We start from the raw sequence: 18,872 nt of genomic DNA, 5'->3' as shown, positions 1-18,872 counted from the left end.
GAGATCCATGGACGCATCGCTCGAATCCAGCCTTCTCCTGGTGGCCGGCGTCACCATCTTCGCCGGCGTCCTCGCCGTGGCGCTCGCCATCCTCGGCATCGGCCTCCTGCGTCGATCGCTGCGCCGCCTCACTGCGCTGGTCGAGGAGGTGCGCCGCCATCCCCTGATCGGAAACCTGCCGGCGGACCCCGACCCCATCGTCGGGGCGCTGGCCCGGGAGATGAACGGCCTGGTGGCGGACCTGCGCGGACGTCTCGAGGAATCCCGCGGGCAGTTCTCGGATCTAGAGTGCCTGGCGTCCGGCCCCCCGGACCTGGCCGTCGTCGGCACGGATTCCGACTGGGGCGTCACGTTCTTCAGCCGCGGCGCGGTCGCGCTCACGCAATGGGCGGTCGAGGACATTGCCGGGAGACACGTCGAGTCGCTGTTTCATCCCGGGGAGTGGGACCGGATCCTGCCCAAGCTGGCGCGCCGGTCGCTGCGCGAGGCCGGCATCTCGGAAACCCTGACCATGCTCCGCCGGGACGGCAGCACCTTCCCGGCGCAGGTGTCGATTGCCGGGCTGCCGGGGAACGGGAGGGGCATGCTCGTGGCGGCCCGCGACCTGTCGGCAGAGCGGAGCCTCGAGGTCCGGCTGCGGGAGTCGGAGGAACGCCATCGGAGCCTGGTCGAGGGGATGTCCGACGGGGTCTTCGTCCTGCAGGGGGACCGTCTCGTCTACGCCAACCCGGCCCTGGCGTCCATGCTGGACGTCCGGCGCGAGGAGATCGAGGGCGCGTCGATCAAGACGATCCTCCACACCCATGACCTCCTCCGCGTCCTTGAAGTGGTGCGCCGCGCCCAGTCGGGGCGCGAGACGGCCGGGGAGATCTCCTGCCTCCTCCTGTCCGCCTCGTCGGCCAGTGTGGAAGCGCGTCTCGCCTGGGCGCGGACCGAATTCCAGGGCGTGCCGGCCCTCGTGGGGACGGTCACCGACGTGACCCGCCGCGCGCGCAGCGAGAGGGCCCTGGCGGGGAGTGAGGCGCGGCTGCAGGCCACCCTCGAGTCGGCGGGCGACGGCATCCTGGTCCTCGAGGATGGCGGGAAGGGTCTCGAGGTCACCCTCGTGAACCGCGCCTTCTGCGATCGGTTCGGAGCGCCGCGGGACGCGCTCCTGGGACGGGGAGTGGAGGAGCTCGGAAGCCTGCTGCGGGAGCGTTCCGCCGACCCGGGCGTGATCGAAGCCCTGCTCGCGGAGGCGGCTGCCCGGCGCGAGACGCGCGCGGAGGGGCTCGAGCTCCTGCGCCCCCGTCACGCCGTCGTGGATCTCCTGGCCGGGCCGGTGCGTTCCGGCTCGGGCGACGAATGGGGCGTGATCCTCACGGCGCGCGACATGACCCGGCGCATCGAGGACGAGAATCGGCTGCGTCAAAGCCTCGAGGAGCAGGCCAAGGCCAAGGCCGAGCTCGAGACCGCCTGCCGGGAGCTGGCGACGGCGCAGAAGGACCTGGCGGAACGCAACGAGCAGCTGGTGAAGCTGAACGGCGAGCTCAAGTCGCTCGACGAGATGAAATCGAATCTCCTGGCGAACGTGTCCCACGAGCTGCACACGCCCCTGGTCTCGATCAAGGGGTACACGGAGATGATCCTGAAGCGCCGCCTCGGGCCGCTCACGCCCGAGCAGGAGCGCGGCCTGGGAGTGGCGCTGAAGAACATCGACCGGCTCATCGAGATGATCGACAACCTGCTGTCGTTCTCGCGCATCGAGAAGGGCGAGACCCAGATGCGGCTCGAGGACGTCCCCCTGTGGCAGGTCGTGGACGAATCGATCGAGATGGTGGGGGAGCGCATGCGCAGGAAAAACCTCGCGGTCACGACCCAATACGAGACCGACGAGCTCGTGGTGCGCGGCGATCGGGTGAAGATCGGCCAGGTGCTCGTCAATCTCCTCACGAACGCGGTGAAGTTCAACCGGGAGGGAGGGCGCATCACGCTGGCGGCGCGCAAGGGGCCTCGCGGTTTCCTCGAGGTGGAGGTGGCCGACACCGGTATCGGCATCCCGAAGGAAGCCCAGGAGAAAATCTTCGAGCGCTTCTACCAGGTGGACGCCAGCGCCGGGCGACAGTACGAGGGGACCGGCATCGGGCTGTCGATCGTAAGGGACATCCTGCGCCTGCACGGCTCGGACATCTCCGTGCGGAGCGAAGTCGGGCAGGGGTCCGTGTTCACCTTCACGCTGCCGCTGGCCCGCGATCAGCAGCTTTCGACACCCCGGCCGGGGCACGGCCGGGGTCGCTCCGAAGGCTGATCTCCCCCTGCCGTCGTCTCATCCCGAGCGCGAGGGAGGATAGGTGAAGCCGCGCTGACGGGCGGCCTCGTACAGCAGGGCGACCGCCGCGGCGTGGACGTTCAGGGACGAGACGCCCGGGGCCATCGGGATGCGGACCCGCCGGTCCGCCGCGTCGAGGACCTCCCGGGGCAGGCCGGCCCCCTCGTTGCCGACGAGGAGCACGGTCGGCCGCACGAGGTCGACGCCGATGGGTGGCTCGGTCGCCCCCGGGTCCGCCGCCACCAGGTGCCGTCCCGCGGCCCTGGCCTCCCGGAGACACTCCGTCGTGGTGCAGGAGACCGCCGGCAGGGTGAACTGGGTCCCCATGGCGGCCCGGACGGCCCGGCTCCCGAACGGATCGGCGGAGCCTTCCAGCGCGATCAGGCCGCCGGCCCCGAGCGCCCGTGCGCTCCGCAGGATCGAGCCGAGGTTCCCGGGGTCCTGGACACCGTGAGCGGCGAGGACCAGGGGGGGCACCGAGGACAGGACCGATTTCACGTCCGTCCGGGGCAGTTCGGCGAGCAGCAGGACGCCCTGGTCGGCCGATCCTTCGATGATCGACTCGAGCACGCGGGCGGTGACCCGCACGATCGGGACGCCGCTTTGGATCAGGCGGCGGGCCAGGCCGGAGTCGCGCGTCGAGTCCTCGAGGCCCGGCCCGAGGAATGCCTGCCTCAAGGGGGCCCGGGCCAGAAGGGCCTCCTCCGCCAGATGGACGCCCCACGCCAGATAGGTGCGCGCGCTCGTGCGCAGCGCGCGGTCACGCTCCAGGGCGCGGGCGTGCTTCACGAGCGCGTTCTGCGGGCTGTCGATCACCTTGATCGTCGGGCTCACGGAGTCAAGCCTGATGTCACCTGTCCGGGCCGGGTCGGCCCGGATCGGTTATAGTCGATCCCACACCTCGAACATCACGGGGGACATGGCATGAGCGAGTCGCAACGGATCGACCCGCAGCACCCGGATCCCGCCCTCATCCATCGGGCGGTCGCTCTCCTCCGGGAGGGAAGGCTCGTGGCCTATCCGACGGAGACGTTCTACGGCCTGGGCGCCGACCCGCGAAGCCCACGGGCCGTCGAGGCGGTGTTCGCCGCCAAGGGGAGGCCGGAGCGCCTGGCCCTGCCGCTGATCGCCGCCGACCGGCCATCGGTCCTGGACTGCGTGAGCGGGCTCCCCGAGACGGCCGAGCGCCTCGCCACGGCCTTCTGGCCGGGTGCGTTGACTCTCGTTCTCATGGCCTCGCCGTCGCTCCCGCCGCTCCTGCTCGCCAACGGACGCACGATCGGGATCCGGATCTCGCCGCATCCGGTCGCGGCGGCGCTGGCGGGCGCCTTCGGGTCGGCGATCGTGGCGACGAGCGCGAACCGATCGGGTCGGCCGGCTCCCCAGACCGCCTTGGAGGTCAGCGAGGCTCTGGGAGAGGACGTCGCGCTCGTCCTGGACGGCGGCGCGACCTCGGGCGGCCATGCCTCGACCGTACTCGACCTGTCGGCCGATCCACCCCGGGTCGTGCGCTCCGGCGCCGTGCCTCTGTCCGCGATCGAAGAGGTGCTCGCCCGCCGCCTCGGTTGATTGCCGCTTCATGAGAGCCGCCCCGGGACGATGGTGCCCAGGACCACGGGGCGGGTGGCGCCCGTCGCGGAGGGCAGGTTCCCGGGGTGGCCGTGCAGCGTCTCGTTCGCCAGGATGGCGAAGGCCACCGCCTCCTTGGCGCCCGCCGGCAGTCCGTACTCGTCGCTCTGCTTGATCGACAGCTCGGGGATGGCCGAGCGCAGCTGCTCCATGAGGAAATCGTTGCGCGCTCCGCCCCCCGAGACGATCGCCTCCTCGTACACGTTGTGCGGCATCACGAACCGCCGGCAGGCGAAGGCGATCGATTCCGCGGTGAAGCGGGTCAGTGTGGCCACGAGGTCCTTGGGCGGGAGAGCGCCGCTGTCCTTCAGGATGCTGTCGAGGAGCGGGCGGCCGAATTCCTCGCGGCCGCAGGACTTCGGAGGCGGCAGGAGCAGGTAGGGATGATCGAGAAGCCGCGCGAGGAGGTCGTCCGAGGAGCGGCCGCCACGCGCGTAGCGCCCTCCGTGGTCGAACGATTCGCGGCCGCCGGTCATGTGCGAGACCAGGCCGTCGATCACCATGTTCCCCGGTCCCGTGTCGAAGCCGACCACGCGATCCGCGGGAGCGCTCGCGGGAATCGCCGTGAGAGAGGCCACCCCGCCGATGTTCAGGACGAGCCGGCCGCGTGATCGGTTGCGGAACAGAAGGAAGTCCACGAACGAGACAACGGGCGAGCCCTGCCCGCCCGCGGCCATGTCACGCGCCCGGAAACTGGCCACCGTCGTGATCCCGGTCCGTTCGGCGATGACCGCCGGCTCGCCGACCTGGAGAGTGCCCCGCACCGGGATGCCGGTCATGGTGACCGGCACCGGCAGGTGCCGCACCGTCTGGCCGTGCGAGCCGACGAGATCGATGGAGGTCGGATCGACACCGGCCTTCTGGGCGACGTGCTGCACGGCGCGGGCGAACAGCTCCCCGAGGAGCACATTGAGCCGGCACAGTGACGCCGCGTCCCCCCCCGCAGGATCGCAGCAGCGCAGGATCAAATCGCGCACCTTGAGCGAGTAATGGAGGGTCTCGTGGCGCAGGAAGCGCCACGTCAGCTGCTCGCCGCTCCCCCGAAGCTGGACCAGAGCGGCGTCCACCCCGTCGGCCGACGTGCCCGACATGACTCCCACCACCAGTTTTTCCGGCTTTCCGGCAAGCTTTTCGAGCATGACGTGGTCTCACATGGAACATCAAGGAGTGTATGAACTTAGCGCCGCGGCACCGCGAACTGGCGGCGCGATATTAGCGGAATCGCCGCGGGGGATCAACGTTGAAGGGTCAAACTTTTTAACCTATAATTTGCCCCTGTGCAGCCACGCGGTATCTCATTGACCCGTCGGAGGATCTCCGTTTTGGAGTCGCGCCCCTCTAAGGAACGGTCCAGACCATCGAGCACGACGTGGCTGCGCCTGATCCTGATGCTCGCGCCGATCCTCTGCGCCGCGACCCCGTTCGAGAAGGTCGTCATTCTGGGATTCGACGGTGCGGACGCCAATCTGGTCGAGCACTACATGGCCGAGGGCCGGCTTCCCAACCTGTCGCGCCTGCGCGCCCAGGGGTCCTACGCGCCGCTCCGCCCGACGAATCCGCCGCAGACGCCGGTGTCCTGGGCTTCGTTCACCACGGGCCTCAATCCCGGCCGGACCGAGATCTTCGACTTCCTGCGTCGCACCGAGGGGACGTACCTTCCCGAGTTCGCCATGATCAAGGTCGGACGGAAGCCCCTCCTCTTCGGCGCGAGGAACCCCCTGATTCTCGGCTTGATGGGCGGCGGCGTCGCGGGCAGCCTCGCCCTGATCGCGGTCTACGTGGTGCGGCGCCGATTCTCATCGGCGCTCGCGGGGGCGGCCCTGGTCGCGGTCGCGTCCGGTGCAGGACTGGCGCTCGTGTCGATCCGCTACCTGCCCCACGAGGTGCCGACCGCGATCAATCCACGCAAGGGAGAGCCTTTCTGGACCGCCGCGGCCGATGCGGGGCTGCGGGTGAAGATCATGAACGTGCCGACGACGTTTCCCGCCGAGGACCATCACAACGAGTGGATGCTGTCCGGCCTCGGAGTTCCCGACATGCGCGGGCGCATCGGATCGCCGTCGTACTACACCTCGGACGAAGCGCTGGCGCTCAAGGACAACCAGTTCAGCGTGGAAATCGTCCGCCTGAAGGCGAAGCGCGGCACGATCGACACGGTCATCTTCGGCCCCCTCAACCAGCCGTTCTACGATTACGTGGTGGAGGACGCGACCCGCGGCCTGGAGGGAGCGGCGCGCTCGCAGGCACGTTCGGAAGCGGAGAAGCGCCTGGCGGAGCGGGGTGTGGCGCGCCGACTCGACGTGCCGTTCCGGATCGAGGCCACGGGCGACAGCGCCAGCATTGAACTGGCCGGGGCGCGCCAGACCCTCCGCCCCGGATCCTGGAGTGACTGGTTCGTGGTACCGATTCCGGTCAACCCGGTGGTGGACCGCGTGGCCGGACTGACGGGAATCATCCGCTTCAAGCTCCTGTCGCTCTCGCCCGAGCTGCGGCTCTACGCCTCGCCGCTGAACTTCCATCCACAGAGCCAGCCGGTGCCGTTCACCCGGCCGCGCGCCTTCGCGGGCGACCTGGTCCGGGAGTTCGGGCTGTTCAAGACTCTCGGCTGGCCGATCGACACCTGGTCGCTGCCGTCCGGGCTGACCGATGAGAAGCACTTCCTGGAGGACATGGAGGCCACGGTCGCCAAGCAGGACGAAATGATGCGGCGGTTCCTCGAGACCGGGGAGGACCGCCTCTACGTCCAGGTGTTCGACTTCACCGATCGCGTGGGACACATGCTCTGGCGGCTCCATGATCCAGGACATCCGCTCTTCGACGCCCGACTGGCGGCGCTGTACGCGGAGGAGATTCCCCGGTCGTACGAGCGCATGGACCGGATCGTAGGCGAGGCCATGCAGAGAATCGGGCCCAAGACCGCCCTCTTCGTGTGCTCCGACCACGGCTTCGCGTCGTTCCGCAGGGGGATCAATTACAACACCTGGCTGGTCAAGAACGGATTCATGACCCTGAAGGAGGGGACTTCGACCGGAGGGAAGACCCTCGAGGACCTGTTCGACAAGGGGGAGCTGGGGGAGTTCTTCCGCTATGTGGACTGGTCGCGCACGCGGGCGTACGCCATGGGGCTCGGCAACATCTACATCAACCTCATGGGGAGGGAGCCGCAGGGGAGCGTGGTCCCCGGGCGCGACTACGAAGAGACGCGCACCTCGATCGCCCGGAAGCTCGAGGACCTCGTCGATCCTGAAACAGGAGAGAAGCCCGTGGCGCGCGTCTACCGCCGGGAGGAGATCTACTCCGGATTCGACCCGCGGCTGATCCCGGATCTCCGGGCCGCCAACACCGCGCACTACAGGATCGGCTGGCAGACCGCCCTCGGTGAGGTGCCGCCGCAGGTGTTCGAGGACAACTTGAAGGCCTGGAGCGGAGACCACTGCTCCAACGACCCGGCCCTGGTGCCGGGAGTGCTGTTCAGCAGTGCCCCGCTGGCGCTCGGCGCCCCCGGGATCGCCGACATCTACCCGACGGTCCTGGCGCTGCTCGGAGTGCCGCCGGTCGGAGGAATCGATGGACGCTCGCTCGCACGCTGAGAGGCCAGGAGGCTGGCCGAGTATTGGGCCGGGCAGGCTCCTGGTGGAGGGGTTCCTGGCGCTGGCCCTGTGCGGTGCGGTGAATCCGGCGCCCGTCGGGGCCGCGCCGGAGGACGATGCCTCCCGTCTCAAGGAGATCCGCCGGCAGGAGGAGGAAGGGCGACTCGATCGCGTGCGGCGTGAGATCGAGGAGCTCAAGGTTCGCCTGGTGGAGGCCGAGGCGAGCGCCGGCTCCGTCCTCGACTCGATCGAGGAGCTCGATCTCAGGATGGCGCTCCTGTCGCGCGAGGCGGAGTCGCTCAAGGACGAGCTCGGGCGCACCGCCGAGCGCGAGCGGCTGGCCCGCCTGGAGGCACTGACCCTGGAACAGAAACTGGCCAGGACCGAGGAGGAGCTGCGGGGCTACCTGCGGGAGACGTACAAGATCGGACCGGCGAGGTACCTGCGTGTGGTGACGGCCGCCTCGGCCCCTGCCCAGATCGCCGCGGGCTACCGATCGATCGAGGCGCTGAGCCTCTCCGAGGCACGGCGCGTCGAGGACTATCGGGCGGACCGCGCCCGCCTGGACGAGGTGCTCGCCGATCTGGAGGGCAAGGACGCCTCGCTGCGCGCCCTCCAGGCGGCGCTGCACGGGAAGTCCCGGGATCTGAGGCAGGCGCGGGGCAGCAAGCAGTCGATCCTGGCGGGGCTGCAGCGACGGCAGTCGCTTCAGAAAGAGATGCTGGGCGATCTCCTGCAGGTGGAGCAGGACATCCGCTCCCTCCTGGATCGCCTCGCCCGTCCCGATGCCTCGGCCGGCGTGCCGTCCCTGGGGTTCGCCCGCTTCCGCGGATTGCTCGACTGGCCGGCGCGCGGCCGCCTGGCGGTCCCCTTCGGCAACATGCGCCACCCGCGATTCAGCACGATCGTGCCCCACCCCGGCATCGACATCGCCTCGGCGCCGGGCCAGGAGGTTCGGGCGGTCTTCGACGGCCGGGTCGTCTTCAGCGACTGGTTCAAGGGGTACGGCCAGATGGTCGTCATCGATCATGGCGACGGGTACCTCTCGGTCTACGGTCACGTGGATGAGCGTCTGGTCGCCGCCGGGCACGATGTCAAGAGGGACGATCCGATCGCGCGCTCCGGGGCCGGGGGGTCGTTCGAGCAGCCGGGGCTGTATTTCGAGATCCGTCACGACGGCAAGCCCGAAGACCCGGCCGCCTGGCTGCGCGGGTTGCCCGGCCGGGTGGCCGAGCGCAAGCCCGCGGCACCTCGCATCAAGCGGGAATCCCGCAGGGTTCCTTGAAGATCGGAGGACTGATGAAGATCACGGCCGACAGAAAACTGATGCTGGTCCTCTCCACGGCGCTCGTCCTGTTCAGTGTCTCCGGGGCGATGATGGGACGAGTCGTTGCGGTGGAGGGCACCTACAGCTATCTCAAGCTGTTCAACGAGGCGCTGTATCTCATCGTCCACAACTATGTCCAGCCCGTGCAGCTGGACGGCCTGATGGAGGGGGCGTACCGCGGCATGCTCGAGTCCCTCGATCCGGTCAACGAGTACCTGAGCCCCGTCCAGTACGAAAAGGCCTTCCGTGGAGACGCCGGAGGTCCGGCCGGCGCCGGGCTGACCCTTTCGAAGCGGCGCGGCTACCTCGTGGTGGTGTCGGTCCAGGCCGGCTCCCCCGCGGCGGAGGCCGGGATGCAGACCGGGGACGTCGTGGTGATGATCGACGGCCGATCGACGCGACTCATGGGGGTCTGGGAGGCGTCCCGTGCCCTGCGCGGCAAGCCTTCGACCAAGGTGACCCTCAATGTCAGCCCGGTCGCGGCCGCGGGGCGGAAGACGATCGAGCTGACCCGCCGCACGCTCGCGCCGCCGGCCCCCTCCGGGACTCTCGAGGCTCCCGACGCCGGCGTGGTGCGGGTCGCCGCCCTGCAGGAGGGGGACGCGAAACGTCTGGACCAGGCGATCGCGGGCCTCAAGAAGCGGGGCGCGGCGAGGCTCCTGCTCGACCTGCGCGGCTGCTCGTCGGATAGCCTCGCCGAAGGCATCGGCGCCGCGAGCCTGTTCATCAACGACGGAACGATCGTGACGGTGACCGATCGCTACGATGGCGACAAGGCCTACAAGGCCGACGGACGGCGCCGTGTCTGGTCCGGCCCGCTCGTGGTCCTGGTGAACGAAGGGACGTCCGGGGCCTGCGAGGTCCTGGCCGCCGCACTGCACGACGATCGGAGCGCGCCCATCGTCGGCCAGAAGACCTGGGGGGAGGGGGCCGTGCGCGCTCTCCTGCCCCTGCAGCAGGGAGACGGCATCTTCCTGGCTACGGGAAGGCTCCAGTCCCCCTCGGGCAAGGAGTGGCACGGACAGGGGATTCAGCCCGACCTGGCCATCGAGGGCCGACCGACCGATTCGGACGATCCGCAATTGAAGAAGGCGATCGAGTACCTGCGAGGGGTGTCGCGACCGGCCGACAGGAACGCCGCCTGATCTCCCGCATCTATGGCCGATACCGGCCACGGGGCCTATATTGAAGCGCGTGCCCCCGGGGCGCCGAACACGGCGCGCGGGGTGAGGACTGCGCGGGCCTCGGGCCGTCCCGGCTCACGCGGGACCGGGAAAGTCGAGCAGGCGGATGGGGATGCCGAAGGCGATCGGTCGCTACGAAATCCTCGAGGAGATCGGCCGCGGGTCGATGGGCCTCGTCTACAAGGCCCGCGACCCCCGAATCGGCCGCATCGTGGCTCTCAAGACGATCGCCTTCTCCTTCCCGCTCGGTCCCAACGAAGAAGAGGAGTTCCTGCACCGCTTCTATCACGAGGCCCAGGTCGCCGGCCGGCTCAATCACCCTCACATTGTCACCATCTACGACGTGGGCGAAAAGGCGCCCGGTGAGGACGCCTACATCGCCATGGAGTACGTGACCGGCACCAATCTGCACGACCTCCTGGCCGGCGGGGGCCGCCTGCCGCTCCTGCAGGTCGCCGATGTCATGGACAGGCTGGCGCAGGCCCTGGACTACGCCCACGAGAACGGTGTCGTCCACCGCGATATCAAGCCGGCGAACATCCTGATGACCGAGAGTGGCCAGCCCAAAATCCTCGATTTCGGCATCGCCCGGCTCGTGGCAGGCGGACTGACCCGCCCGGGGAAATTCTTCGGCACGCCGAACTACATGTCTCCCGAGCAGGTGATCGGGGGGGAGGTGGACGGGAGGTCCGACCAGTTCTCGCTCGGCGTGATCCTGTACCAGCTCCTCACGGGGGAGAAGCCCTTCGTCGGCGACAGCGTCACCGCCATTTCCTACCAGGTGGTGAACGTCGACCCGCCTCCTCCCTCGAAGCTGAATCCTGCGCTCCGGCCTTCCTTCGATCGGATCCTGCGCAAGGCTGTGGCCAAGTCTGCCTCGGATCGCTACGGGTGCTGCCAGGATCTGGTCGCGGACCTCAAGGCCGCCGTGGAGCAGTGGCGCGACTCGGCGAAGCAGTCGGAGCCGCCCACGCTGGTCTCGCGGGAGGATGGGAAGGGTCCGGCGTCGGAACCGGTCTCCGTCGGATCGCGCGGCATCGTCTTTCTGGCCCCCCGGTTCGCGCGGTTGTTCGCTCCGAGCGGATCGCCCCTCGGGATCGGCTGGGTCGCCTTTCTGATCTGCCTCGTCCTGCTCGCCTCGGCGCCGTTCCTCCTGTACCGTTCACCGGCGGGACGATCGGGGTCCCAGCCGCTCGGCCTCCTGACGTCCCCGGCGCCCGCCGGGTCTCTCGCGGGGCTGGCCGGGGCTCCCGGTCAGGCGGAGGGATGGGCTGCCCAGACCGCCCGCCTTCGGCTCACCCTGCAGCACCGCTTCGAGTCGGGGCGCATCGAAGTGCGCCTGGACGGCTCACCGCTTGTGGACGAGAAGCTCAGGAGCGCCTCGGGCCGGAGTCGTTTCATGCGGACCCTCGGGGTCGCTCCGGGCACTCATCGCGTGGAGGTTCGTGTCGTGTCGGGGAAGAGCTTCGATGACATCGTCGGCATCCAGGGCGACTTCCGGCCCAACGAACAGAAGGTCCTGACCGTCTCGGTCAGCCCGATGACCAAACGCCTGAAGGCGCGATTCGACGAGCCCCCGGCGGGATCGGCCCGCCCATGAGATCCGGACGATGGACCCGGGCGATCCTCGTCGCGTCGATCCTGCTCCTCGCCTCCGAGCGCCGAGCGCTCGGAGCCGCGGGGCCGGGCCGGAACCCGGCGCAGCCGGAGGCCTACTATCATTATTCGCTGGCGCAGCAGATGATTCTCGAACGAGACTACATCAACGCCCTGGAGCAGATGGAGAACGCCACCCGGACCGATTCATCCCCCTCCCTGCTGCTGGAGCTGGCCCAGCTCAAATTTTCTCTGAGCGACCTGGCCGGCGCCTCGGTGCTCGCGGAGCGGATCGTCGCCGCCGATCCGGGCATGGCGCCGGCCCAGAAACTCCTCGGTGACATCCACCTGAGACGCGCCCGTGAAGGCGGCGATGCCGAGGCCCAGATCGGCGAAGCGATCGAACGCTATCGTGCCGCCCTGCGGGCCAACCCCGCGGATGGGGATTCGTGCCGGGCCCTCACCGAGCTGTACTACCACACCGGCCGCCTCAAGGAAGCCGGGGAGACGATCCTCGAGTTCGGCAGCGGGCAACCTCTCGACCCCGCCCTGTCCCTGCTCCTGGGCAAGGTCTACGCGCGGACCGGCCGTGCCCAGGAAGCGGAGAAGGTCCTGTCCCGTCTCGTGGCGCGATCGCCCGGCAATCTGGAGGCGGCCGATGCCCTGGCGGCCGTCCTGGAATACGGCAAGAAGTACGACGAGGCCATTGCCCTGTACACCGATCTCCTCGAGCGGTCGGTCGACTCGGTCTACCTGCACGGGCGAATCGGGTCCCTGCACCTGCTGGCGGGCCGGAACGACGAGGCGATCCCGGAGCTGCTCAAGGCCCTGGAGGCCGACCCCGGGGATTCCCGAAGCCTGCTGTCGCTGGCGCAGGCCTACGAGGGCGCGGGACGCATCGACGAGGCGATCGCCGCCTGCGATCGATTGATCCGGAAGGAGCCGGCGAATCTCGAGGCCCGCTTTCAGATGGCGCGCCTGCGGCAGAAGGACGGCGAGGTGGAGACGGCCCTCGCTCAGTACCGGGAGATCATCGAGCTGGCGAACGGAAGGGGGGCGGTGAGCGACCGGGAAGCCGCGGTCCTGGCACTGACCTTTTCGCAAATCGGCATCCTGCAGCTCGAGGGCCGCCGTTACGGTGACGCCAGCGAGTCCTTCGTCGAGGCGCTCAATTCCGCCGGCGATCCGGGCCCCGAGCTGTTCCTGCTTCTGGCGCGCGCCCAGATGCTCGGCGGCAAGCCGGACGAGGCCCGGCGGGTCGCCGTCGAGGCCGAGCGACGTTTCCCCGACGATCTCGACGCCAAGGTGTTCAGCGGCGAGATCCTGATCGCCACAGGGAAGGAGGGGGACGCGCGGCAGCACTTCAAGGCTCTGATCGAGGAGGCGGGGGGATCGTCCGATGTCTATGCCCGTGTCTCCGAGGCGTTCCTGCGCCAGAAACGCTACGCAGAGGCGGACGCGGTGCTCAAGGAGGCGACCGGCCGCCACCCGGGGGACGACGCCCTGCTCTTCGCCCGCGGCGCCGCCCTGGAGCGGCTGGGGAAGCATGCGGACGCGGAGCGCCTTCTGGCCAGGGCGATCCGGGTCAACCCGAAAAACGCCATGGCGCTCAACTATCTCGGGTACATGCTGGCCGATCGAGGCGTGAAGCTGACCGAGGCGGTCGGCTACGTCGAGCGGGCCCTGCAGATCAATCCGAAGAGCGCCGCCTACCTCGACAGCCTCGGCTGGGTCCGCTTCCGGATGGGGCTCTACAGCGAGGCTGAAAAGCACCTGCGTGCCGCTCTCCGTTATGACGCGTCCGACCCGACGATCCACGAGCACCTGGGCGATCTGCTTCGCGAGACCGGAAGACAGGACGAGGCGGTGCGCGAGTGGCAGGCGGCCCTGGCCTCGGGGCACGAAGAGCCGGAGCGGGTGCGCAAGAAGATCCTCAAGATCGAATCCGCCCGCCCGGTGACTCCATGAGCGAGGCGCGCCCGGGAATGACTCGGGCACTCCTCGCCGTCCTGGGGTCCCTCTGTCTCGCCGGTCCGGCCTGCACCACGGGCGGCTCGATCGCGCCGGGATCCGGGACTCTGCCGGGGCAGCCCGGTTATCAGGCGCTCTTCCGGGGACAATCCGATGGGCCGGAAGGGAGGATCAGGTTCCGGCTCGCGGTGACCCTGCTGCCCCCCGACCGGCTGCGAATGGAATTCTATGGCCCGGCAGGCGGACCGCGCCTGATCATCGCGGCGACGCGGGACCAGGCGGTGGCGCTCCGGCCCTCGGAAAGGGTATTCGAGCGCGCCGGGTCCCCGGAGCGGGCACTGGAAGGGCTCCTGGGCGTGCCGCTCGACGCGGCGGGGGTCGTTTCCCTGTTCACGGGGAGGCCCATGTGCCCTCCGGAGTCGGTCCGGGTCGAGGTCCAGACCCGGCCCGCAGCAACTTTCGGCCGCACCGTCTCGTGGTATGAGGTGTCCTGCCCGCCCGGCGAGATCCGCTATCAGGCCCGCTGCGCCGAACGCGGCGGCACGCTGATTTCGGCGGTCGTTCGAGAAGGAATCAGCGGTGCTATCATCCTGGAGGTCGAGTACGGCGAGTACGAGAAGGGCCTCGGCCCTCGCTGGCCCAGGCAAATCAAGCTGCGGCTGCCTCGCAAGGAGGGCACCGTGGATCTCTCCGCCGTGGAGGGACCTTGGGCCAGAAACGTCTCCGAAGAGATCGTGTCCCCGGCGATCCCGGAGGGGTTTCGGGAGCGGACGCCGGGCCGTTCACCGGACCTTCAGGGCCTCCTGGACCCGGGGGACGCAACCCGGGAGAATTGACCCGGATCCGCCTCAAGGCGCACGCCAAGATCAACCTCAATCTCACCATCAAGGCCCGACGACCGGACGGGTACCATCTCATTGAATCGGCGGTCCAGACGGTCAGCCTGCACGACACGCTGATCCTCGACGCGGTCCCGGCGGGTCTTGTCCTGGACATCGACGATCCGGACCTCGCGGCGGGGCCGGACAATCTGGTGTGGAAGGCGGCGGAGGCCCTCCTGCCCCGGCTTGCAAACGGCCCTCGCGGCGCACGGATCCGGCTGGAGAAGCGGATTCCCACAGGTGCCGGCCTGGGGGGAGGGAGCAGCGATGCGGCCGCGGCCCTGGTCGGTCTGAGGCGCCTCTGGAACCTGGATCTGTCCGATGGGGAGCTTGCGGGCCTCGCCTCCACGCTGGGATCGGACGTGCCGTTCTTCCTGACCGGGGGAACCGCCCTCTTGACGGGAACCGGGACGGAAGTCCGGCCCCTCCCCGACCTCGAGGGCTTCGAGGTCCTGATCGTCTTTCCCCGCATCCCGATCTCGACGCGGGAGGTCTACGGGCGAGTCGTCGCGCCGTTGACATCTGCCTTGAAAATCAGTACTATGCCTCGCTTCAACCAGACCCCGGAGGACGACTTCCCCAGGGAAGTCGAGACGTGGGTGCGCGCAGGAAATGATCTGGAGCCATATGCGTGCGCGCTCTGTCCCGCCATCGGGAAAATCAAGGATCGCCTGCTGGTCGCGGGGGCGTCGGCCGCTGCGATGACCGGGAGCGGCTCGGCCGTGTTTGGAATCTTCAGGACCGCGGCGGCCGCGGAGCGGGCGCTGGCCGATATAGGCCCTTCGGGGTTCACGGTCATGCGGAGCGTGCCCATCAACAGTCGGGACTATCGGAGACGCGCGGCGTTCGACTGATACAGGAGGATCTCCTGATCCAAGGGAGGCGCCGGCCATGGAAATCACCGAGGTCCGGGTCTTTCCTGTCGAAGAAGAGAAGCTGAAGGCGTTCGTTTCGATCATCATCGACGACTGCTTCGTCGTGAGCGACATCAAGATCATCCATGGCAACAGCGGGCTGTTCATCTCGATGCCCAGCAAGAAGAGAAAGAACGGCACGTTCAGGGACATCGCCCATCCGCTGAACAACGAGACGCGCAAGAAGATCGAGGACAAGGTTCTGGCCCGGTACAGGGAGGTTCTGGTGAATCTGGACTCCGGGAGATCCCGCCCGGCGGCCGAGGGGAGAGACGGTTCAGACGACGAGGCCGGCCGCGAGCGGCCCACCATCATCCAACCGGACGATTCCACCCCTGCCTAGGACCGGGCGTCACCTGGATGCGATCGTTGGGGCGTCGTCAAGCGGTAAGACACTGGACTTTGGATCCAGGACCGGAGGTTCGAATCCTCCCGCCCCAACCATCGGGCGTGCGAGGCGGCGGAGGACTGGAGTGCGGAACGGCGCGATGAGCGGACTCGACACCAGCAACCTGAAGGTCTTCTCCGGGAGCGCGCACCCGGCCCTGGCGCAGGAGATCTGCCGGGTCCTGGGCATTCCGCTCGGCAAGACCGAGTGCCGTCGGTTCGCGGACGGCGAGGCCTACTGCCAGATCCTGGAAAATGTGCGGGGCACCGATGCCTTCGTGATTCAGCCCACCTGCACCCCGGCGGACGCGAACCTGATGGAGCTCCTGGTCATGCTCGATGCCTTCAAGCGTTCGTCGGCGGCCCGCATCACCGCCGTACTTCCTTACTACGGCTATGCCCGGCAGGATCGCAAGGACAAGCCTCGGGTGCCGATATCCGCGAAGCTCGTGGCCGACCTCCTGACCGCGGCGGGCGCCGACCGCGTCCTCGCCATGGACCTCCACGCCCCGGCGATCCAGGGGTTCTTCAACATCCCGGTGGATCACCTGTTCGCCGCGCCGGTGATGATCGAGCACGTGGAATCGCTCCACCTCAAGAACCCGGTGATCGTGTCGCCGGACGCCGGAGGCGTGGAGCGGGCGCGGGCCTACGCCAAGCGACTGGATGCGGCTCTGGCCATCATCGACAAGCGGCGGGGCGAGGGGAACGAGCCCAAGGTGATGCACGTCATCGGCGACGTGGAGGGGAAGACGTGCCTGATCGTGGACGACATCGTCGACACGGCCGGGACGCTCGCCGGGACGGTGCAGGCGCTCACGCGCAAGGGCGCCCGGGCGATTTACGGCTGCTTCAGCCACGCCGTGCTTTCGGGGCCGGCCGTGGAGCGCATCCGCTCGTCCGAGATGCTGCAGACCGTCGTGACCAACAGCATTCCCATCAGCGAGGAGAAGAGGAAGGCGGGCCGGATCACCGTGCTTTCGGTGGCGGGGATCCTCGGAGAAGCGATCAAGCGCATTCATACGAACTCGTCGGTCAGCTCGCTGTTCGTCTGAAGGCGGCTCGACCGGGTCACGGGATCTCCCGAATCGCCGAGAGGTCCCGTTTTTTGAGCCGCGGGGACGGCACGCGCCGCGCCCGGGCACAGGGAAACGCTCCATGAAGGAACTCGTGGTCGATGTGAAGGGCCGGGGTGATCTCGGCAAGAACGAATCCAGGAGGCTCCGCAGCCAGGGGCAGATCCCCGCCATCGTCTACGGCGCCCGCAAGGATCCCGTGCCGGTGGTGGTCGATCCGAAGAAGATCCTCGAGATCATCCACTCCGAATCGGGAGTCAACACGATTTTCCAGCTCAACCTGGCCGAGAAGGAAGCCCGGCGTCACGTGATGATCAAGGAGTACCAGGTCGACCCGGTCAAGGGGAACCTGATCCACGCCGACTTCGTCCGCATCCAGATGGACGAGGTGATCGAGGTGGAGGTGCCGGTGCAGGTGACGGGGGAGGCGGCCGGAGTGAAGCTCGACGGCGGCATCCTGGAGCACGTCACGCGCCTGGTGAGGGTCTCCTGCCTGCCGGGGGACATTCCCGAGCACATCACCATCGACGTCACGCCGCTCAAGATCGGCGACGCGTTGCGCGTCTCGGATCTGCCGACGAGCGACCGGTACCGCATCCTGACCGAGACGGACCAGACGCTCGTGGTCGTCAGCCCGCCGGCCAAGGAGGAGACGGTCGCGCCGGCCGCCGAGGCGGCCCCCGCGGCGCCCGCCGAGCCGGAGGTCATCAAGAAGGGCAAGGTGGTCGAGGAGGGAGCAGCCGAAGCCGAAGAGGGAGAGGCCGCCAAGAAGAAGGAAGCCAAGAAGCCAGAAGGCAAGAAGTAGGGGCGGCCGGGGATCGGCGCGCCGTGAAGGTGCTGGTCGGTCTCGGCAATCCCGGGGAAGACTACGCGGCCACGCGCCACAACATCGGCTACCTCGTGGCGGAGGAGATTGCAGGCCGGAGGGGGAGCCCCTACGAGGCGCGGCGCGCCCGATCGCTCGTCTGCCGTGTGGCGATCGGCGGCTCCGAGGCGATCGTGGCGCGGCCCATGACCTACATGAACAGGAGCGGGGCGGCGGTGGCCGCACTGCTCGATTTGGCGGGTGCGGGACCGGAGGATTTGCTGGTGATCTGCGACGATCTGTACCTCGACTTCGGCACCATCCGGCTCCGGCCGCGCGGCAGCCCCGGGGGGCACAACGGCCTCCTGTCGATCGTGGAGACCCTGGGAACGCAAGCCTTCGCGAGGCTGCGGGTCGGGGTGGGCCCCGTCGATGCCGGCGAGCCGCACGCCGAGTTCGTGCTGCATAGGTTTCCGCGTCGGCAGCAGAAGGAGCTGCCCCGGATCGTCGCCCAGGCGGCCGACTGCGCCGAGCTGGCGCTGTCGGAAGGCCTGGCGATCGCAATGAACCGGTTCAACAGGAAGCCGGCGGACGAGGCCGGCGGTGACGCAGGCTAGGCCAGGGAGGAGTTTCCGGAATGCTACAATACGAAACGGTGTTCATCGCCGATCCGACCTACATGGACGAGGAGATCGACGAGCTGGTCAAAGGATACGAGCAGGTGATCGGATCGGCCAAGGGCAAGATCATCAAGATCGAGAAGTGGGGGAAGCGACGCCTCGCCTATCCGATCCGTCGCAGCGAGGAGGGCGTCTACGTTCTCATGACGATCGAGTGCCCGCCCTCGCTGGTCAAGGAGCTGGACAGGCGGTACCGTATGAACGACCGGATCCTGCGGCACCTCGTGGTCCGGGTCGAGAACGAGGCCCAGATCGGCCCGTCACCGATGATGAAACCGCGGCCGGAGCGCGACGAGCTCATGGCCGAGCCGCTGATCGCGCCCTAGGGGCCGGGGAGACCAGATGAGGATGGGAGGCAGGGAGTCCGGAGGAGGCCGCGGCCAGGACCGGGGCCGCAAGAAGCAGTACAAGAAGAAGTTCCTGTTCCGGAAGAAGAAGTTCTGCAAGTTCTGCGACGAGAAGATCAAGTTCATCGACTACAAGGATCTGAGGCTGCTCCAGGCGTTCACGCCGGAGCGGGCGAA

General features: G+C 68.5%; 17 protein-coding genes and 1 tRNA gene. 16 read left to right on the top strand and 2 right to left on the bottom strand.

Annotation, left to right across the window (positions count from 1 at the left end):
• Nucleotides 1-7: 7 nt before the first annotated feature.
• On the top strand, nt 8-2,287 hold the full coding sequence (locus tag VGV60_16595; GenBank protein ID HEV8702892.1) for a PAS domain-containing sensor histidine kinase: 2,280 nt from the start codon (nt 8-10) through the stop codon (nt 2,285-2,287).
• 18 nt (nt 2,288-2,305) lie between these two features.
• Here the strand turns inward: VGV60_16595 and VGV60_16590 are convergent, their stop codons facing one another.
• Nucleotides 2,306-3,142: an RNA methyltransferase gene (locus VGV60_16590; protein ID HEV8702891.1), complete on the bottom strand. Its 837-nt coding sequence runs from the start codon at nt 3,140-3,142 to the stop codon at nt 2,306-2,308.
• A 90-nt stretch (nt 3,143-3,232) separates the two neighbouring features.
• Here VGV60_16590 and VGV60_16585 point away from each other — a divergent pair, with 90 nt between their 5' ends.
• Nucleotides 3,233-3,877, top strand: coding sequence for an L-threonylcarbamoyladenylate synthase (locus VGV60_16585; protein HEV8702890.1), 645 nt, complete (start codon nt 3,233-3,235; stop codon nt 3,875-3,877).
• An 8-nt stretch (nt 3,878-3,885) separates the two neighbouring features.
• Here the strand turns inward: VGV60_16585 and VGV60_16580 are convergent, their stop codons facing one another.
• Entirely contained in the window at nt 3,886-5,076 is a 1,191-nt protein-coding gene (locus VGV60_16580; GenBank protein HEV8702889.1) for an anhydro-N-acetylmuramic acid kinase, read from the bottom strand.
• A gap of 249 nt (nt 5,077-5,325) precedes the next feature.
• On the opposite strand from VGV60_16580, the gene VGV60_16575 reads away from it, so the two are divergent.
• From VGV60_16575 to VGV60_16510, 14 genes are all read left to right on the top strand, one after another.
• Nucleotides 5,326-7,527 carry an alkaline phosphatase family protein gene (locus tag VGV60_16575; protein ID HEV8702888.1) on the top strand — a complete coding sequence of 734 codons (2,202 nt, stop codon included), beginning with the start codon at nt 5,326-5,328 and terminating at the stop codon, nt 7,525-7,527.
• 43 nt (nt 7,528-7,570) lie between these two features.
• Nucleotides 7,571-8,812, top strand: a complete 1,242-nt coding sequence (locus tag VGV60_16570; GenBank protein ID HEV8702887.1) for a peptidoglycan DD-metalloendopeptidase family protein — start codon at nt 7,571-7,573, stop codon at nt 8,810-8,812.
• A gap of 14 nt (nt 8,813-8,826) precedes the next feature.
• Nucleotides 8,827-9,999 carry a S41 family peptidase gene (locus tag VGV60_16565; GenBank protein HEV8702886.1) on the top strand — a complete coding sequence of 391 codons (1,173 nt, stop codon included), beginning with the start codon at nt 8,827-8,829 and terminating at the stop codon, nt 9,997-9,999.
• A gap of 151 nt (nt 10,000-10,150) precedes the next feature.
• On the top strand, nt 10,151-11,638 hold the full coding sequence (locus tag VGV60_16560; GenBank protein ID HEV8702885.1) for a serine/threonine-protein kinase: 1,488 nt from the start codon (nt 10,151-10,153) through the stop codon (nt 11,636-11,638).
• The gene (locus VGV60_16555) at nt 11,635-13,602 is read left to right on the top strand and encodes a tetratricopeptide repeat protein (GenBank protein ID HEV8702884.1); all 1,968 of its coding nucleotides are present in this window, start codon (nt 11,635-11,637) and stop codon (nt 13,600-13,602) included. Before VGV60_16560 ends, VGV60_16555 begins: the two co-directional genes overlap by 4 nt.
• A gap of 17 nt (nt 13,603-13,619) precedes the next feature.
• A complete protein-coding gene (locus VGV60_16550) occupies nt 13,620-14,441 on the top strand; it encodes a hypothetical protein (GenBank protein ID HEV8702883.1) in 822 nt (273 codons plus the stop codon).
• A complete protein-coding gene (locus tag VGV60_16545; protein HEV8702882.1) occupies nt 14,438-15,340 on the top strand; it encodes a 4-(cytidine 5'-diphospho)-2-C-methyl-D-erythritol kinase in 903 nt (300 codons plus the stop codon). The genes VGV60_16550 and VGV60_16545 overlap by 4 nt, the downstream gene beginning before the upstream one ends.
• A 37-nt stretch (nt 15,341-15,377) precedes the next feature.
• Nucleotides 15,378-15,743 carry a septation regulator SpoVG gene (gene spoVG, locus VGV60_16540; protein ID HEV8702881.1) on the top strand — a complete coding sequence of 122 codons (366 nt, stop codon included), beginning with the start codon at nt 15,378-15,380 and terminating at the stop codon, nt 15,741-15,743.
• A 27-nt stretch (nt 15,744-15,770) separates the two neighbouring features.
• Nucleotides 15,771-15,844: transfer RNA gene (locus VGV60_16535), tRNA-Gln, on the top strand.
• A 44-nt stretch (nt 15,845-15,888) separates the two neighbouring features.
• Nucleotides 15,889-16,842 (top strand): ribose-phosphate pyrophosphokinase, encoded by a 954-nt coding sequence (locus VGV60_16530; protein ID HEV8702880.1) that lies wholly within the window; start codon nt 15,889-15,891, stop codon nt 16,840-16,842.
• Nucleotides 16,843-16,945: 103 nt separating this feature from the next.
• Entirely contained in the window at nt 16,946-17,668 is a 723-nt protein-coding gene (locus tag VGV60_16525; protein ID HEV8702879.1) for a 50S ribosomal protein L25, read from the top strand.
• Nucleotides 17,669-17,691: 23 nt separating this feature from the next.
• Nucleotides 17,692-18,285, top strand: a complete 594-nt coding sequence (gene pth, locus VGV60_16520; protein ID HEV8702878.1) for an aminoacyl-tRNA hydrolase — start codon at nt 17,692-17,694, stop codon at nt 18,283-18,285.
• A 20-nt stretch (nt 18,286-18,305) separates the two neighbouring features.
• The gene (gene rpsF, locus VGV60_16515; protein ID HEV8702877.1) at nt 18,306-18,674 is read left to right on the top strand and encodes a 30S ribosomal protein S6; all 369 of its coding nucleotides are present in this window, start codon (nt 18,306-18,308) and stop codon (nt 18,672-18,674) included.
• Nucleotides 18,675-18,690: 16 nt separating this feature from the next.
• Nucleotides 18,691-18,872: 30S ribosomal protein S18 (locus VGV60_16510; GenBank protein HEV8702876.1), on the top strand; the 182-nt coding region annotated here is incomplete at its 3' end.

It is taken from the genome of Candidatus Polarisedimenticolia bacterium, assembly GCA_036001465.1.
Lineage (GTDB): Bacteria > Acidobacteriota > Polarisedimenticolia > Gp22-AA2 > Gp22-AA2 > Gp22-AA3.
The sequence above is the reverse complement of the archived record's forward strand: the minus strand, read 5'-3'. Positions and strand labels throughout refer to the sequence as shown.

Coding starts and splice junctions, on each gene's coding strand:
- VGV60_16575 (HEV8702888.1), top strand. CDS start 5,326: ATGCTCGCGCCGATCCTCTGCGCCGCGACCCCGTTCGAGAAGGTCGTC.
- VGV60_16565 (HEV8702886.1), top strand. CDS start 8,827: ATGAAGATCACGGCCGACAGAAAACTGATGCTGGTCCTCTCCACGGCG.
- rpsF (HEV8702877.1), top strand. CDS start 18,306: ATGCTACAATACGAAACGGTGTTCATCGCCGATCCGACCTACATGGAC.
- VGV60_16560 (HEV8702885.1), top strand. CDS start 10,151: ATGCCGAAGGCGATCGGTCGCTACGAAATCCTCGAGGAGATCGGCCGC.
- VGV60_16550 (HEV8702883.1), top strand. CDS start 13,620: ATGACTCGGGCACTCCTCGCCGTCCTGGGGTCCCTCTGTCTCGCCGGT.
- VGV60_16595 (HEV8702892.1), top strand. CDS start 8: ATGGACGCATCGCTCGAATCCAGCCTTCTCCTGGTGGCCGGCGTCACC.
- VGV60_16525 (HEV8702879.1), top strand. CDS start 16,946: ATGAAGGAACTCGTGGTCGATGTGAAGGGCCGGGGTGATCTCGGCAAG.
- VGV60_16585 (HEV8702890.1), top strand. CDS start 3,233: ATGAGCGAGTCGCAACGGATCGACCCGCAGCACCCGGATCCCGCCCTC.
- VGV60_16530 (HEV8702880.1), top strand. CDS start 15,889: ATGAGCGGACTCGACACCAGCAACCTGAAGGTCTTCTCCGGGAGCGCG.
- VGV60_16555 (HEV8702884.1), top strand. CDS start 11,635: ATGAGATCCGGACGATGGACCCGGGCGATCCTCGTCGCGTCGATCCTG.
- spoVG (HEV8702881.1), top strand. CDS start 15,378: ATGGAAATCACCGAGGTCCGGGTCTTTCCTGTCGAAGAAGAGAAGCTG.
- VGV60_16580 (HEV8702889.1), bottom strand. CDS start 5,076: ATGCTCGAAAAGCTTGCCGGAAAGCCGGAAAAACTGGTGGTGGGAGTC.